This is a genomic window from Burkholderia sp. 28_3 (genome assembly GCF_003253915.1).
Lineage (GTDB): Bacteria > Pseudomonadota > Gammaproteobacteria > Burkholderiales > Burkholderiaceae > Burkholderia > Burkholderia cenocepacia.
Genome location: NZ_QKZF01000001.1, coordinates 871,046 through 886,174, shown reverse-complemented (window position 1 = coordinate 886,174; position 15,129 = coordinate 871,046). Strand labels below are relative to the sequence as shown.

General features: G+C 68.6%; 15 protein-coding genes. 11 read left to right on the top strand and 4 right to left on the bottom strand.

Annotated features, from left to right (window positions below):
* Window positions 1–6 precede the first annotated feature (6 nt).
* The 7 genes from DFS13_RS04105 to DFS13_RS04075 all read left to right on the top strand — a co-directional run bounded on the left by DFS13_RS04105 (window position 7) and on the right by DFS13_RS04075 (window position 8,345).
* A complete protein-coding gene (locus DFS13_RS04105) occupies window positions 7–1,911 on the top strand; it encodes a dipeptide ABC transporter ATP-binding protein (protein WP_048985807.1) in 1,905 nt (634 codons plus the stop codon).
* A 102-nt stretch (window positions 1,912–2,013) separates the two neighbouring features.
* On the top strand, window positions 2,014–3,576 hold the full coding sequence (gene gsiB, locus DFS13_RS04100; protein ID WP_006482639.1) for a glutathione ABC transporter substrate-binding protein GsiB: 1,563 nt from the start codon (window positions 2,014–2,016) through the stop codon (window positions 3,574–3,576).
* Between the two features lie 67 nt (window positions 3,577–3,643).
* A complete protein-coding gene (gene gsiC, locus DFS13_RS04095) occupies window positions 3,644–4,564 on the top strand; it encodes a glutathione ABC transporter permease GsiC (RefSeq protein WP_006482634.1) in 921 nt (306 codons plus the stop codon).
* A 7-nt stretch (window positions 4,565–4,571) separates the two neighbouring features.
* Window positions 4,572–5,465, top strand: a complete 894-nt coding sequence (gene gsiD, locus DFS13_RS04090) for a glutathione ABC transporter permease GsiD (protein ID WP_006482629.1) — start codon at window positions 4,572–4,574, stop codon at window positions 5,463–5,465.
* Window positions 5,465–6,547, top strand: coding sequence for a P1 family peptidase (locus DFS13_RS04085; protein WP_034202456.1), 1,083 nt, complete (start codon window positions 5,465–5,467; stop codon window positions 6,545–6,547). The genes gsiD and DFS13_RS04085 overlap by 1 nt, the downstream gene beginning before the upstream one ends.
* The gene (locus DFS13_RS04080) at window positions 6,544–7,371 is read left to right on the top strand and encodes a M55 family metallopeptidase (protein WP_111441388.1); all 828 of its coding nucleotides are present in this window, start codon (window positions 6,544–6,546) and stop codon (window positions 7,369–7,371) included. Before DFS13_RS04085 ends, DFS13_RS04080 begins: the two co-directional genes overlap by 4 nt.
* Before the next feature lie 194 nt (window positions 7,372–7,565).
* On the top strand, window positions 7,566–8,345 hold the full coding sequence (locus tag DFS13_RS04075) for a helix-turn-helix domain-containing protein (protein WP_006489688.1): 780 nt from the start codon (window positions 7,566–7,568) through the stop codon (window positions 8,343–8,345).
* A 468-nt stretch (window positions 8,346–8,813) separates the two neighbouring features.
* On the opposite strand, the gene pcaG is transcribed toward DFS13_RS04075, so the two are convergent.
* From pcaG to DFS13_RS04060, 3 genes are all read right to left on the bottom strand, one after another.
* Complete coding sequence (pcaG, locus tag DFS13_RS04070) at window positions 8,814–9,407, bottom strand: protocatechuate 3,4-dioxygenase subunit alpha (protein WP_059723260.1); 594 nt, start codon at window positions 9,405–9,407, stop codon at window positions 8,814–8,816.
* 3 nt (window positions 9,408–9,410) lie between these two features.
* Entirely contained in the window at window positions 9,411–10,118 is a 708-nt protein-coding gene (gene pcaH / locus DFS13_RS04065) for a protocatechuate 3,4-dioxygenase subunit beta (protein WP_006489685.1), read from the bottom strand.
* A gap of 275 nt (window positions 10,119–10,393) precedes the next feature.
* On the bottom strand, window positions 10,394–10,960 hold the full coding sequence (locus DFS13_RS04060; protein WP_109342418.1) for a YiiX/YebB-like N1pC/P60 family cysteine hydrolase: 567 nt from the start codon (window positions 10,958–10,960) through the stop codon (window positions 10,394–10,396).
* Between the two features lie 120 nt (window positions 10,961–11,080).
* Between DFS13_RS04060 and DFS13_RS04055 the strand changes: the two genes are divergently transcribed.
* The 4 genes from DFS13_RS04055 to DFS13_RS04040 all read left to right on the top strand — a co-directional run bounded on the left by DFS13_RS04055 (window position 11,081) and on the right by DFS13_RS04040 (window position 13,745).
* Window positions 11,081–11,818 (top strand): helix-turn-helix transcriptional regulator, encoded by a 738-nt coding sequence (locus tag DFS13_RS04055; RefSeq protein ID WP_006481688.1) that lies wholly within the window; start codon window positions 11,081–11,083, stop codon window positions 11,816–11,818.
* Between the two features lie 77 nt (window positions 11,819–11,895).
* Window positions 11,896–12,882: a pca operon transcription factor PcaQ gene (gene pcaQ, locus DFS13_RS04050; protein WP_006495024.1), complete on the top strand. Its 987-nt coding sequence runs from the start codon at window positions 11,896–11,898 to the stop codon at window positions 12,880–12,882.
* Between the two features lie 132 nt (window positions 12,883–13,014).
* Complete coding sequence (locus tag DFS13_RS04045; RefSeq protein WP_060212316.1) at window positions 13,015–13,374, top strand: type II toxin-antitoxin system RelE/ParE family toxin; 360 nt, start codon at window positions 13,015–13,017, stop codon at window positions 13,372–13,374.
* Between the two features lie 74 nt (window positions 13,375–13,448).
* Complete coding sequence (locus DFS13_RS04040; RefSeq protein ID WP_012493280.1) at window positions 13,449–13,745, top strand: XRE family transcriptional regulator; 297 nt, start codon at window positions 13,449–13,451, stop codon at window positions 13,743–13,745.
* Between the two features lie 95 nt (window positions 13,746–13,840).
* Here DFS13_RS04040 and DFS13_RS04035 read toward each other — a convergent pair whose 3' ends face one another.
* A complete protein-coding gene (locus DFS13_RS04035; RefSeq protein ID WP_060265807.1) occupies window positions 13,841–15,115 on the bottom strand; it encodes an APC family permease in 1,275 nt (424 codons plus the stop codon).
* Window positions 15,116–15,129: the final 14 nt, after the last annotated feature.

Sequence of the window (15,129 nt, the reverse complement as noted above, 5' to 3'; positions counted from 1 at the left end):
ACACGCATGACTTCGAGCCGTAACCCGTCGCCGCTGGCGCTGCCCGAGCAGCGCGTGGTGGCCGTCGACGACCTGTCGGTCACGTTCCGCCGCGAAGGCGCGACGTTCGACGCGGTGCGCAACGTGTCGTTTCACGTCGATCGCGGCGAGACGCTCGCGATCGTCGGCGAATCGGGCTCGGGCAAGTCGGTCACGTCGCTCGCGCTGATGCGCCTCGTCGAGCACGGCGGCGGCGAGATCACGAGCGGACGGATCGCGTTCCGGCGCCGTGGCGGCGCGCTGGTCGATCTCGCGCAGGCGAGTGCCGCGACGATGCGCGGCATCCGCGGCGCGGACATCGCGATGATCTTCCAGGAGCCGATGACGTCGCTGAACCCGGTGTTCACCGTCGGCGACCAGATCAGCGAGGCGATCGCGCTGCACCAGTCGAAGGGCACGGCCGAAGCGCGCGCGGAAGCGCTGCGGCTGCTCGATCTGGTGCGCATCCCGGAAGCGCGCCGCGTGTTCGCGCGCTATCCGCACCAGTTGTCGGGCGGGATGCGGCAGCGCGTGATGATCGCGATGGCGCTGTCGTGCCGGCCCGCGCTGCTGATCGCCGACGAGCCGACGACCGCGCTCGACGTGACGATCCAGGCGCAGATCCTGCAACTGGTGCGCGGGCTGCAGGACGAAATGAACATGGGCGTGATCTTCATCACGCACGACATGGGCGTGGTGGCCGAAGTCGCCGACCGCGTGCTCGTGATGTACCGCGGCGAGAAGGTCGAGGAGGGCGGGTCGGACCGCATCTTCGCGACGCCCGCGCATCGCTACACGCGCGCGCTGCTCGCGGCCGTGCCGCGGCTCGGCTCGATGCAGGGCACCGACGCCCCCGAGAAATTCCCGCTGCTGAAGGTGGACGGCACCAGCGCGACGGCGCCGGCCCCGACCACGGCGTCCGCCGCGAACGACGCGCAGCCGCCCGTCGATCACGCCGCGCCGCCGATCCTGCGCGTGCGCGATCTCGTCACGCGCTTTCCGGTGAAGAGCGGCGTGTTCGGCCGCGTGTCGCAATACGTGCATGCGGTCGAGCGCGTGAGCTTCGAGTTGCGCGCGGGCGAGACGCTCGCGCTCGTCGGCGAATCGGGCTGCGGCAAGTCGACCACCGGTCGTTCGCTGTTGCGCCTCGTCGAATCGCAAAGCGGCTCGATCGAATTCGACGGCCGCGACATCAGCGCGTTGAAGGGCCCGGACCTGCAGGCGCTGCGCCGCAACATCCAGTTCATCTTCCAGGACCCGTTCGCCTCGCTGAACCCGCGCCTGACCGTCGGCTTCTCGATCATGGAGCCGCTGCTCGTGCACGGCGTCGCGAGCGGCGCCGAGGCGCAGGCGCGCGTCGACTGGCTGCTCGACAAGGTCGGCCTGCCGCCGGAAGCCGCGCGCCGCTATCCGCACGAATTCTCGGGCGGCCAGCGCCAGCGGATCGCGATCGCGCGTGCGCTCGCGCTGAACCCGAAGGTCGTGATCGCCGACGAGTCGGTGTCGGCGCTCGACGTGTCGGTGCAGGCGCAGATCGTCAACCTGATGCTCGACCTGCAGCGCGAGCTCGGCGTCGCGTACCTGTTCATCTCGCACGACATGGCGGTGGTCGAGCGCGTCAGCCATCGCGTCGCGGTGATGTATCTGGGCCAGATCGTCGAGATCGGCCCGCGTCGCGCGGTGTTCGAGGCGCCGCAGCATCCGTACACGAAGAAGCTGATGAGCGCGGTGCCGGTCGCCGATCCCGCGCGCCGGCATGCGCCGCGCCAGCTCGCGGCGGACGAGATTCCGAGCCCGATCCGCGCGGTCGGCGACGAGCCGGTCGTCGCGCCGCTCGTCGCGGTCGGTCCCGATCATTACGTCGCGACGCATCGCGTCGGCGGCGCGTATTGAGTGGTGGAGTCGTGCGCCGCGATGACGGCGCGCGAGTCAGCAGGCAGTCGAAACCGAAACGCCCGTGAGGCGTCACCGATTCACCGATAGGAGCCCAGCAAAATGACCCAGCAGCATCCGTTTCCGATGTTTCGTCCGCGCGCCTGCTTCGTCGCGCTCGCCGGCGCGTTCGCGCTGTCGGCCGCGCTGCCCGCGTTCGCGCAGCAGACCGCGGTGATGGCAGTGGATTCGACCTTCACGACGATGGACCCGTACGACGCGAACGACACCGTGTCGCAGGCCGTCGTCAAGTCGTTCTACCAGGGGCTGTTCGGCTTCGACAAGGACATGAAGCTCGTCAACGTGCTCGCGACCGGCTACGAGGCCAGCCCCGACGCGAAGACGTACACGATCAAGCTGCGCCCGGGCGTGAAGTTCCACGACGGCACCGATTTCAACGCGGCGGCCGTGAAGGCCAACTTCGACCGCGTGACCGATCCCGCGAACCACCTGAAGCGCTACAACATGTTCCGCGTGATCGAGAAGACCGAGGTCGTCGATCCGACCACGGTGAAGGTCACGTTGCGCGAGCCGTTCTCGGCGTTCATCAACACGCTCGCGCACCCGTCGGCCGTGATGATCTCGCCGGCCGCGCTGAAGAAGTGGGGCCGCGACATCGCGCTGCATCCGGTCGGCACCGGGCCGTTCGAGTTCGTCGAATGGAAGCAGACCGACGACCTGAAGGTGAAGAAGTTCGCCGGCTACTGGAAGAAGGGCTATCCGAAGATCGACGCGATCGACTGGAAGCCGGTGGTCGACAACAACACGCGCGCGGCGCTGATGAAGACGGGCGAAGCCGATTTCGCGTTTCGCATTCCGTTCGAGCAGGCGGCCGACCTGAAGGGCAACGCGAAGGTCGACGTCGTCGAGCGGCCGTCGATCGTGCAGCGCTACGTCTCGCTGAACATGCTGCAGAAGCCGTTCGACAACCCGAAGGTGCGCCAGGCGCTGAACTACGCGGTGAACAAGGAAGCGCTCGCGAAGGTCGCGTTCTCCGGCTTCGCGACGCCATCGACCGGCGTGGTGCCGCAGGGCGTCGATTACGCGACGAAGCTCGGCCCCTGGCCGTACGATCCGGCGAAGGCGCGTGCGCTGCTGAAGGAAGCCGGCTATCCGAACGGTTTCGAGACGACGCTGTGGTCCGCCTATAACAACTCGACGTCGCAGAAGGCGATCCAGTTCGTGCAGCAGCAGCTCGCGCAGGTCGGCGTGAAGGTGCAGGTGCAGGCACTGGAAGCCGGCGAGCGCGTCGCGAAGGTCGAGAGCGCGCCGGATCCGGCGAAGGCGCCGGTGCGGATGTACTACATCGGCTGGTCGTCGTCGACGGGCGAGGCGAACTGGGCGATCACGCCGCTGCTGGCCGGCGCGTCGGCGCCGCCGAAGCTCGTCAACACCGCGTACTACAAGAACGACACGGTCGACGGCGACCTGACGAAGGCGCTCGAGACGGTCGACCGCACGAAGAAGGCCGAGCTCTACGCCGACGCGCAGAAGCAGATCTGGGCCGATGCGCCGTGGATCTTCCTCGTGCAGGAGAAGATCGTGTATGCGCGCAGCAAGCGGTTGCAGGGCGCGTACGTGATGCCGGACGGCTCGTTCAACTTCGACGAGATCTCGCTGAAATGACGGCGGTTTGCCCGCCACGCAGTGCCGGCGGCGCGAGCCGCCGGTGCGCTGATTCGATCGGTGTCCCATGCTGAATTTCCTCGTCAAACGCCTGTTCGGCCTGCTGCCCACGCTCGCGATCGTCGCGGTGCTGGTGTTCCTGTTCGTGCACCTGCTGCCGGGCGACCCGGCGCGGCTCGCGGCTGGCCCCGAAGCCGACGACGCGACGGTCGCGCTGGTGCGCGCCGATCTCGGGCTCGACCGGCCGCTGCCCGCGCAGTTCGCGAACTTCTTCACGAAGATCGCGCACGGCGATTTCGGCATGTCGACACGCAGCAAGCGGCCGGTCTCGACCGAGATCGGCGAACGCTTCATGCCGACGCTGATGCTGACGCTCGTCAGCATGGTGTGGTCGACGCTGCTCGGCATGGCGATCGGGATCGCGTCGGCGGTCTGGCGCAATCGCTGGCCCGATCGCCTCGGGATGACGATCGCGGTGTCGGGCATCTCGTTTCCCGCGTTCGCGCTCGGCATGCTGCTGATGGAAGTGTTCTCGGTGAAGCTCGGCTGGCTGCCGGTCGTGCCGGACGGCTCGTGGAAGAGCTACGTGCTGCCGTCGCTGACGCTCGGCGCGGCGGTCGCGGCCGTGATGGCGCGTTTCACGCGCGCATCGTTCGTCGAGGTGCTGAACGAGGACTTCGTGCGCACCGCACGCGCGAAGGGCGTGCACGAGCCGATGGTCGTGCTCAAGCACTGCCTGCGCAACGCGATGATCCCGGTCGTCACGATGATGGGGCTGCAGTTCGGCTTCCTGCTCGGCGGCTCGATCGTCGTCGAGGTCGTGTTCAACTGGCCGGGGCTCGGCCGTCTGCTCGTCGACGCGGTGACGATGCGCGACTACCCGGTGATCCAGGCGATCGTGCTGCTGTTCTCGCTGGAATTCATCCTGATCAACCTGACCGTCGACGTGCTGTACGCGGTCATCAACCCGACCATCCGGTTCAAGTGAGGCGCGCATGAACGCGACTGTCCAGACCGCGGCGCCGGCCGCACCGACCGCGATCCGCACGCCGTGGCGCGAATTCTGGCGCAAGTTCCGCAAGCAGACCGTCGCGCTCGTCGCGGGCGGCTTCGTGCTGGCGCTCGTCGTGCTGGCGTTCGTCGGCCCGCACATCGTGCCGTTCGATCCGGAGAACTATTTCGACTACGACGCGCTGAACGCGGGGCCGTCGGCCGTGCACTGGTTCGGCGTCGATTCGCTCGGCCGCGACATCTTCAGCCGGATCGTCGCGGGCACGCGCATCTCGCTCGCGGCCGGCTTCTTCTCGGTGGCGCTCGGCGCGGTGATCGGCACGTTCTTCGGGCTGCTCGCCGGCTACTACGAAGGCTGGTGGGACCGCATCACGATGCGCATCGCCGACGTGCTGTTCGCGTTCCCGGGCATCCTGCTCGCAATCGGCGTGGTCGCGATCCTCGGCAACGGGATGGTCAACGTGATCTGCGCGGTCGCGATCTTCAGCATCCCGGCGTTCGCGCGGCTCGTGCGCGGCAACACGCTGATGCTCAAGCACATGACCTACGTCGAGGCCGCGCGCAGCATCGGCGCGTCCGACTGGACGATCATCATGCGGCACATCCTGCCGGGCACCGTGTCGTCGGTCGTCGTCTACTTCACGATGCGGATCGGCACGTCGATCATCACCGCCGCGAGCCTGTCGTTCCTCGGGCTCGGCGCGCAGCCGCCGACGCCGGAGTGGGGCGCGATGCTCAACGAGGCGCGCGCGGACATGGTGACGGCGCCGCACATCGCGGTGTTCCCGAGCCTGGCGATCTTCCTGACCGTGCTCGCGTTCAACCTGCTCGGCGACGGGCTGCGCGACGCGCTCGACCCGAAGCTGGAGCGCCGTTGATGCGGGCTGCACCGATGTGGACGGCGACGCTGCCGGCCGGGCCGCGCGGCACGATCGCCGACGTGCCGGGGGTGACGGTCGGCCATTGCACGCTGGATGCCGGCAACGTGCAGACGGGCGTGACCGTCGTGAAGCCGCATCCGGGCGACGTGTACCGCAGCAAGGTGCCGGCGGGGGCCGCCGTGATCAACGGTTTCGGCAAGAGCGTCGGGCTCGTGCAGGTCGATGAACTCGGCACGCTCGACACGCCGATCGCGCTGACCAACACGTTCGGCGTCGGCGCGGTCGCCCAGGCGCAGATCCGCGCGGCGATCGCGGCGAATCCGCGAATCGGCCGCGACTGGTCGACCGTCAATCCGCTCGTGTTCGAGTGCAACGACGGTTACCTGAACGACATCCAGGCGTTCGCGGTCACCGCCGCGCATTACGACGACGCGTGCCGCGCGGCGTCGCGCGACGTCGCCCGCGGCGCGGTGGGCGCCGGGCGCGGGATGTCGTGCTTCGACCTGAAAGGCGGGATCGGTTCGGCGTCGCGCGTGGCCGTCGCGGCCGGCCGCCCCTATACGGTCGGCGCGCTCGTGCTCGCGAATTTCGGCCGGCTGCCGATGCTGACGCTCGGCGGCGTGCCGCTCGGGCGCATCGTCGCGCAACGGCGCGCGGCCGAAGCGGCGCACGCTGCGCCGCCCGAGCAGGGCTCGATCATCCTGCTGCTGGCCACCGATGCGCCGCTCGACGCGCGGCAGCTGTCGCGGCTCGCGCGTCGCGCGGGGGCGGGGCTGGCCCGTACGGGTTCCGTCTACGGGCATGGCAGCGGCGACATCGCGCTCGCGTTCTCGACCGCCTACACGATCGGGCACGATGCGTCGACGATCGCGCTGCCGGCCCTCGTCGCCGATGCGGCGCTCGATCCGCTGTTCATGGCCGCGGCCGAAAGCGTCGAACACGCGATCGCCGACGCCTTGCTGCAGGCGGTGACGGTCGCCGGGCGCGACGGCCACGTGCGGCAAGCGCTGCGCGACGCGGTGCCCGATCTCGACCGGCTGTTCAACGAAGATAACGAAGGACGTTCGACCCAGTCATGAAGATCCTGATCTCGACCGACATCGAGGGTGTCGCCGGCGTATTCGCCGTCGAGCAGACGCGCGCCGGCAATCCGGAATACGAACGCGCGCGCCGCTGGATGACCGCCGAGGCGAACGCGGCGATCGAAGGCGCGTTCGCGGGCGGTGCGCAGGCCGTCTGGGTCAACGATTCGCATGGCGGCTTTCGCAACCTGCTGCCCGACGGACTCGATGCGCGCGCACGCGTCGTGCTCGGCAAGCCGCGCCTGCTCGGGATGATGGCGGGCCTCGAACAGCAGCCCGATCTCGTGTTCATGATCGGCTATCACGCGAAATCGCAGACGCGTGGCGTGCTCGCGCACACGATCAACAGCTTTGCGTTCACACACGTGTGGCTGAATGGCGTCGAGCTCGGCGAGGCCGGCCTGTACGGCGCGCTGGCGCGCGAATACGGCGCGCATGTCGCGCTCGCGACCGGCGACGACGTATTCGCCGACGAAACGCAGTCGCTGTTTCCGGACGCGCGTTTCGAGACGGTCAAGACGGCCGGCGGCGCGTCGAGCGGCGAGACGCTGACGCCCGCCGCCTCGTGTGCGCGGATCGCGACCGCCGCGCGCGAAACGGTCGCGCGGGCGCTGTCGGCCGGCGTGCGCGCCGGCGCGCATCGACCGGCGCCGGCGGCGTGCACGCTGCGCGTGCAGACGGCCGCGCTCGCCGACCTGTTCTGCGTGCTGCCGTCGCTCGAGCGCGTCGATGCGGTGACGCTGCGTTTCGACGGGCCGTCGGTCGAGCATGTGGTGCGCACGCTGAACAGCCTGTCGGCGATGTCGTTCATGCTGCGTTGACGCGTGCCGTGACGATATGCGCCGGCGCGCGGCCGAGCGCGACGCGATCGGGCGGGCCGTCGCGGCGAGCGGGAATGCTTCCATCGTCGCGGCCAGCGCGAGCGGGGTTGCGTTGACCGGACGTGGAGCGGATCGTGGATCATTCGAAGGTAACCGGCCTTTGATATCGGATCATTGATGATGGAATTCGAGCCGTGAGAAATACGCTGCTAGATCCCTACGAACACATTCCCCGGAGCGTGGTCGTGCTCGCCAACGACTTCGCGGCGGGCACGACGTTTCCGGATCACGCGCACGTGCGCGGGCAATTCGCGTTCGCGTCGCGCGGCACGATCAGCGTGTCGACGCCGCACGGGCGCTGGCTGGTGCCGCCGCAGCGCGCGTGCTGGGTGCCGGCCGGCGTGCGGCACGAAATGACGATGGCCGGGCCGGTCACGATGCTCAACGCGTTCGTATCCATCGATGCCGCGCAGGCGGCCGGCCTGCCGGCCCAGTGCGGCGTATATGGCGTGTCGCCGCTGCTGCGGCAACTGCTCGACGATGCGGTCGACCTGCCGGCGATGTACGACGTCGACGGCCGCGCGGGCAAGCTGATGGATCTGCTGGTCGCGGAAATCGCGACGATGCCGCGCCTTTCGCTGCATGCGCCGCTGCCGGCCGACGCACGGCTGGCGAAGGTGTGCCGCCACCTGTTCGCGGCGCCGTCGATCGACGCCGATCTCGACCGGGTCGCGGCCGACGCGGGCGTGAGCCGCCGCACGTTCACGCGGCAGTTCCGCGCGCAGACGGGCGTGAGTTTCGCCGCATGGCGCCAGCAGGTGTGCATGCTCGCGGCGATTGCCCGCCTGACCGACGGGCAGCCGGTGACGCGCGTCGCGCTCGATCTCGGCTACGCGAGCGCGAGTGCGTTCACGTCGGCGTTTCGCCGCATCCTGGGCGATACGCCGAGCCGCTATCTGGAGATGCGTCGCTAGGCGCCGCGACCCGGCGCAGGCTCTGCTGGTACGCGGGCCGCCGCGCCAAAAAAAATACGCGTCCGCCACCTTCGGCCAGACGCGTTTAAAGGCACTCTGTCTGAAAAAATGCGCGGGCCGCCGGCTGGGCAGCGTCGCGCATGATGCCTGTCATTGTTGCTTCTTCCGATTCAATCCTGCCGGTGCGTTGCGGATAACGAAGCATACGCCGCATAACGCGCAAACGATATCGTGTCGGCCCCACGATTGATGTGCTGTCGCAGCATGTGTTTCGATCGCGCGTTCGATATCGGGGCGGAAAGCCGATGGGGCAATCATCCGCAGCCCCGTCGGTCACGATGCGGCGCACCATCGAATGATCGCGACGGCGCATCAAAAACGCCGTGTGGCGCGATGCCTGTCGGGATCGCGCCACACGGCGATGCGGTTGTACCCGGCGCACGGGGCCGGCAAGCGCCGGCGCGTGCGTCAAACGTCGAAGAACACGGTTTCTTCCGGCCCCTGCATGCGGATGTCGAAGCGGTAGACGACCGGGCGGCCCGGCTGCGCATCGCGTTTCGCGACGAGCGTCGCGCGGCGCTCGGCCGGCACCGCGTTGAGCACGGGGTCGACCGCGTTCGCGGCGGCTTCGTCGTCGAAGTACACGCGGGTGAACGCATGGGTGAGGATGCCGCGCATCATCACGGTCACGTTGATGTGCGGCGCCTCGTCGGCGGCGACGCGGCCCGGCTTCACCGTCTCGACGACGAAGCGCTGCTGCGGGTCGGTGCCCGTGCCGACCCGCGCGAAGCCCGTGAAGCCGGATGTCGCGATGTCGTCGCGCGACGCGGGGTAGCGGCCCGCGCCGTCCACCTGCGTGAATTCGAGCACCGCGTCACCGACCACGTTGTTGTCGCCGTCGAACACCTGCCCGACCAGCAGCACATGCTCGCCTTCGGCGTGCGCCGCGGCGATCGTCGGCGTGAACAGGCTTTTCAGGTCGTAGTCGTATTGCTGCGGGCACAGGCCGTACGCGAAGTACGGGCCGACCGTCTGCGAAGGGGTTTGCTTCAGCGTCGTCATGGTTCAGCGCTCCATCGGGGTGGCGTCGCGGCCGCGCAGCACGATGTCGAATTCGTAGCCGAGCGCATAGCCTTCTTCGGTGATGTCCATCGAGAAGCGCGAGATCAGCCGATCGCGCGCGGCTTCCGGCGTGCCCTGGAAGATCGGGTCGTACGCGAGCAGCGGATCGCCGGGGAAATACATCTGCGTGACGAGACGCGAGCCGAAGTAATCGCCGAACAGCGAGAAGTGGATGTGATTCGGGCGCCACGCGTTCGGATGGTTGCCCCACGGATACGCGCCGGGCTTGATCGTCAGGAAGCGGTAGCGGCCTTCGTCGTCGGTCAGGCAACGGCCGGCGCCGAGGAAGTTCGGGTCGAGCGGCGCGTCGTGCTGGTCGACCTTGTGCACGTAGCGGCCGGCCGCATTGGCCTGCCACACCTCGACGAGCGTGTTGCGCACAGGCTTGCCGCCTTCGTCGAGCACGCGGCCGGTGACGACCATCCGCTCGCCGAGCGGCTCGCCGTTCTTCACGGCGTTCTTCGTCAGATCGTGGTCGAGCGCGCCGAGATCTTCCGCGCCGTAGACGGGCGCGTACTGGTCGCGCAACTTCTCCTTCAGCGGGATCAGCGGGCGGGTCGGGCCGCGTTTCACGGACGAACGGTACTCGGGGTGGACATAGGCCGGATGCGACGGCCAGTCGCGCGGCGTGAGGATCGTGGGGGAATCCATCGGGCGTCTCCTGATAGGTATTTCGCGAAGTGGATGGCCACGACTTTAGCCAATCCGGAAAGTTATGCAAAATGACCTTTTTTCGCGAATCGCATAACCGTTCGTTATGTTCGTCCCGGCAATGAAAATTCCGCCGGACAGGAAGCCTGTCCGGCGGAAAAAACGATCGGGCTTCGCGTCGTCGGTGACGACCCCGTGCACGGCCCTCCAGCCAGCCCGTCGCTGTTTTTTCTTTTGTTCTCGTTGTTATCCGGTCTCCCCGAGCGTGCCCGTCGTCATGGCTGGCGGGGATCGAACACGATCCCGTCGAATTCGAGCGCCAGCGTGCCGCTGCGCAGCAGGGCCGACGGTGTCGCCGCGTGGCCGGCGCCGAGCACCTCGGCCACGTACTGCGCGCAGAAACCGCGCCGCGCGCGCAGGTTGAAGCGACTGCCGAGCAGCGCATCGATTCGCCGTTCGGCCAGCGCGTGGACGTGGCGTTGCGCGTCGGCCGATGCCGCCGCGACGCGGCGCGCCAGGGCGATGCGTCCGCCGCCGGTCCGGGCGACGAAACGCGACAGCGGCGTGAGCGTCGTCCATCCGAACGCCGTCGACTCCGCGATCGCCGGTTCGTCGCCCGACGTATCGACGACGATGCCGAAGCGGTTGGCCCATGCGCCGGCAGCGCCCGTCGCGGCATCCGGTGCACCGGCTCGCTCGCGGATGAACACGAGATCGCCGACGTGGGCGCCGGCCGCCAGCGTGCGTACGGTGGCGAGCGGCATCGTGCGATCGGTGGCGCGTGCATCGCGCGGGGCGGCGTGGTGCGGTTCGCAGGCGGCTGTGTCGATTCGGGCGGTCATTTCGGCTCCGTCGTTGCATGACAGGACGGAGCGGATTATGCAGACAAGTATCCAAAAGTGCTGATGCGGATACGCGAGTAGCCTAATATCCGACCACGAGCATCATTTTTCGATACCAACATGACCGAGACTGCCCAACTCATCGAAACGCTGAAGCGCCAACTGAAGGCGCAGGGAATGACTTACCGGGACGTCGCGCGTGCGCTCGACGTCTCCGAGACGAGCGTGAAGCGGCTGTTCGCGAGCGGCCGCTTCACGCTGGAGCGCGTCGCGGAGATCGCGCAACTGCTCGGCTATACGCTCGCCGAGCTCGTGCAGGAAGCGTCGGCGTCCGCGCCGCGCCTGCGCGTGCTGACCGAGGCGCAGGAGGCGTTGCTCGTGTCGGACGAGAAACTGCTGCTCGTCGCCGTCTGCGCGATCAACTACTGGACCGTGCAGGACATCGTGTCGGCCTATCGGCTTACGCAGGCCGAGTGCGTGAAATATCTGCTGATGCTCGACCGGATGAACGTGATCGCGCTGTTGCCCGGCGACCGGATTCGCGTGCGCGTCGCGCGCGATTTCGACTGGCTGCCGGGTGGCCCGATTCGCCGCTACTTCCATGCGCACGTGCTCGACGACTTTCTCGGCAGCCGCTTCGACGGCCCGGGCGAGACGATGACGTTCCTGCAGGGGATGCTGACCGACGCGGCCGCCGCCGAGCTCGAACAGGAACTGCGGCGGCTCGCCAGCAAGGCCGCGGCGCTGCATGCCGAGTCGTCGTCCGCGCCGCTCGGGCAGAAGCACGGTACGGCCCTGCTGATCGCGAAACGGATCTGGGAGCCGACCGGATTTCACGCGCTGCGGCGCCACGGGTGACGTCGTTCCGAACGCTTGGGCCTTTCCGGAAAGTTATGCAAAATGGCGATTCATCGTAATTCGTATAACCACCCGTTATGAATAACCGTATCGCCGACGGCCGTGTCAAATTCCGGCACCTGCAGTGTTTTCTCGCGGTCGCGCAGCTGGGCGGCGTGCAGAAGGCGGCCGAAAGCCTGTCGATCACGCAACCGGCCGTGTCGAAGACGATCGCCGAGCTGGAGGCGATCCTCGGCGTGAAGCTGTTCGAGCGCGGCCGGCACGGCGCGCAGCCGACCCGCGAAGCGCAACTGTTCATGCCGCACGCGAATGCGTGCGTGCTGGCGCTGCGTCAGGGCGTCGGGCTGCTGGCGCGCGAGGGCGGGGCCGCCGCCGCGACGCTGGAAATCGGCATGCTGCCGACCGTCGCGGCCTCGCTTGCGCCGGCCTTGATGAAGGCGTTGACCGCGCGCTGGCCGCGTATCGTCGTGCGGATCGCGACGGCCGCGAACGCCGAGTTGCTCGAGCGTCTGAAATCCGGCGCGATCGAATGCGCGATCGGCCGGCTGTCGGAGCCGGAGCGAATGATCGGGCTCGCGTTCGAGCAGTTGTACAACGAGCCGCTCGTCGCGGTCGTGCGCGCCGGGCATCCGCTGCTCGCGAGCGTGGCGCCGGCCGCCGAGCTGGCGCGCTATCCGGTCGTGCTGCCGCCGTTCGGCACGTTGATCCGCCAGTCGGCCGAGCAACTGCTCGGCGCATGCGGCGCGCCGCCGCTGGATTCGTTCATCGAGGTGCTGTCGGTCTCGGTTGCGCGCGCGCTGGCGCTCGAGAACGATGCGGTCTGGTTCGTGCCGCTCTATGCCGCCGAATACGATCTGTCGGCCGGTGCGCTGGCGCGCCTGCCGCTGCCGTCGGCGGGCACCGACGAGCCGGTCGGGCTCGTGCTGCGTACCGATGCGCAGCCGTCGCCGGTCGCGCGGACGCTGATCGACGCGGTGCGCGACATCGCTCGGTCGCGGTTCGGCGATGCGCGACCGCATCGGGCACCACGCACGGCGCGCAAGCCTGCTCGCGGCAAGCGTTGATCCATCGGGCCTGGCGATGCGCCGGACCCGATCTCGTTTCTCTTTCTTGCTGCGGGACTGGCCATCCGGTCAGTAGCCGTCATCGGGTGCTTGGCATATCGTACCTTTTTTGATACGATTGGCGACAAGACGATGGCGAGACAGCAGATTCAGGTCACGCTCGGCGTGCGGTTCTTCCGGACGGCCCGCGGCCACGAGCCGGTGCGCGAATGGCTCAACGCGCTCGGGCGAGTGGAGCGAAGGGCGATCGGCGAAGAGATCAAGACCGTTCAACTCGGCTGGCCGCTCGGCATGCCGCTGGTCCGGAAGAGGGCGAAGGATCTGTGGGAGATCCGCGTGACGGTGCCGGGGCGAAGCGCACGCGTGCTGTTCACGGTCGTCGGCGACACGATGGTGCTGCTGCACGGCTTCTTCAAGCAGTCGCGGGCCACGCCGTCGGACGATCTCGACGTCACCGTCGCGCGCCTGAAAACGCTGACGCGCGCCATCTGAATTCCCCGGTTACGCTGGAGCACACCGTCTTCGACGGTCGGGCAGCCGGCAACGCCATGCACCTGGAGTACGACATGACGACCACGAACAATCCGTATATCGGCAGCGATTTCGACGCCTTCCTCGAAGCGGACGGCAATCTCGAAGCAGCCACCGCCACCGCGATCAAGCGCGTGATCGCGTGGCAGATCGGGCAGGAAATGAAGGCGCAGCAGATCACGAAAACGGCGATGGCCGCGCGGATGAAAACCAGCCGCGCCGCGCTCAACCGTCTGCTCGACGAAACCGACACGAGCCTCACGCTGGCGACGCTCGCGAGCGCGGCCGCCGCGCTCGGCAAGCGGCTCAGTTTCGAGCTGGTGCCGGCCTGACCGGCGCGAACGAATGGCGCGCGGACGGAGCGACGTGATTGTTCACGCGGCGGGGCGGCGAGCGGGCCGGTGCCGGCCCGCGTGCGCATGCCGGGTCATCGACGCGCGCCGGTGACCTGCAGGTAAAGCAACGCACAGCCCGCGAGCAGCAGCGGGCACAGGAAATACCAGCCGGTCGTCACGAACAGCCCGGCCACCGCAATGAGCGAAATCCATGCGCAGCGGTACGCGATGCCGCCGCGCGGCAGCAGCTTCAGCGCGGCCGCCGCGCCCAGCCCGTACACCATCACGAAACAGCCGGACGTGACGAGCACGAGCGGCTTCGGCCCGACGTCCGACAGCGCCGTGGCGGCCAGCGCGACGGCCGCGAGCACGGCGATCACGCCGAGGCTGCGGCGCGGCACGCCGCCGACCTGGCTGCCTTGCGCGAGCCACGCAGGCAACGCGCCATCGCGGCCAAGCGCCGCGCCGAGTTTGGCCGCGCCCGCGAAATACGCGTTCATCGTGCCGAGCGTGAGCAGCAGCGCGGCAGCCGCCGCCAACACCTGCGCATGGCCGCCGATGCCGCCCGCGATCAGTTCGGCGAGCGGCGCGCCCGATGCGCCCGCGGAAGGCCCGAGCACCGTCACGCTCGCGGCGGCAACCGACAGATACAGGAACCCGACGACCACGACCGCGATGCCGGCCGAACGCGGCATGTCGTGTGCGGGCCGGCGGAATTCGGCGGCGAGATGCGTGATCGCTTCCCAGCCGGCGAAGCTCCACACGAGCAGCGCGGCGGCCTGGCCGACCGCGAGCCAGCCGTGCGGGGCGAACGGACGCAGGTTCGCGGTGCGCGCATGCGGGGCCGACGCAAGCACCGCGGCGAGCAGCAGCGCGACGAGCAGCACCGACAACACGAGCTGCATGCGGCCCGACACGGTGACGCCGAATGCATTCGCGGCCGACACGGTCGCGATCAGCGCGGCGGCCGTGACGATGATCGTCGTGTGTCCGCCGCCCGTGACGGCCGCGACGTATGCGCCGCCGAACATCGCGGCAGCCGGCGCGCCGGCCGGCACCGCGAAATAGAAGCACCAGCCGACGATGGCCGCAGCCTTCGGGCCGAATGCGCGCCGCGCGTAGGTGGACACACCGCCCGCATCGGGATAGCGGGCGCCGAGTGCGGCGAAGGTGGCCGCGAGCGGCCCGGACAGCACGACGAGCGCCGCCCACGCGAGCAGCGAGGCCGGCCCCGCGACTTCGGCGGCGAGCGCGGGCAACGCGATCACGCCGGTGCCGAGCACCGCGCCGATATAAAGCGCGGCGCCCTGGAAAATGGTCAGCGAACCCGCGTGGTGAGCAGCGGGCGAATCGGCATGCGAAGGCATGAGCGGCAGTCTCC

Excerpts from the sequence above, each read along its gene's own strand:
- DFS13_RS04105 (WP_048985807.1), top strand. The coding sequence starts at position 7 with ATGACTTCGAGCCGTAACCCGTCGCCGCTGGCGCTGCCCGAGCAGCGC.
- gsiB (WP_006482639.1), top strand. The coding sequence starts at position 2,014 with ATGACCCAGCAGCATCCGTTTCCGATGTTTCGTCCGCGCGCCTGCTTC.
- gsiC (WP_006482634.1), top strand. The coding sequence starts at position 3,644 with ATGCTGAATTTCCTCGTCAAACGCCTGTTCGGCCTGCTGCCCACGCTC.
- gsiD (WP_006482629.1), top strand. The coding sequence starts at position 4,572 with ATGAACGCGACTGTCCAGACCGCGGCGCCGGCCGCACCGACCGCGATC.
- DFS13_RS04085 (WP_034202456.1), top strand. The coding sequence starts at position 5,465 with ATGCGGGCTGCACCGATGTGGACGGCGACGCTGCCGGCCGGGCCGCGC.
- DFS13_RS04080 (WP_111441388.1), top strand. The coding sequence starts at position 6,544 with ATGAAGATCCTGATCTCGACCGACATCGAGGGTGTCGCCGGCGTATTC.
- pcaG (WP_059723260.1), bottom strand. The coding sequence starts at position 9,407 with ATGACGACGCTGAAGCAAACCCCTTCGCAGACGGTCGGCCCGTACTTC.
- pcaH (WP_006489685.1), bottom strand. The coding sequence starts at position 10,118 with ATGGATTCCCCCACGATCCTCACGCCGCGCGACTGGCCGTCGCATCCG.
- DFS13_RS04060 (WP_109342418.1), bottom strand. The coding sequence starts at position 10,960 with ATGACCGCCCGAATCGACACAGCCGCCTGCGAACCGCACCACGCCGCC.
- DFS13_RS04055 (WP_006481688.1), top strand. The coding sequence starts at position 11,081 with ATGACCGAGACTGCCCAACTCATCGAAACGCTGAAGCGCCAACTGAAG.
- pcaQ (WP_006495024.1), top strand. The coding sequence starts at position 11,896 with ATGAATAACCGTATCGCCGACGGCCGTGTCAAATTCCGGCACCTGCAG.
- DFS13_RS04045 (WP_060212316.1), top strand. The coding sequence starts at position 13,015 with ATGGCGAGACAGCAGATTCAGGTCACGCTCGGCGTGCGGTTCTTCCGG.
- DFS13_RS04040 (WP_012493280.1), top strand. The coding sequence starts at position 13,449 with ATGACGACCACGAACAATCCGTATATCGGCAGCGATTTCGACGCCTTC.
- DFS13_RS04035 (WP_060265807.1), bottom strand. The coding sequence starts at position 15,115 with ATGCCTTCGCATGCCGATTCGCCCGCTGCTCACCACGCGGGTTCGCTG.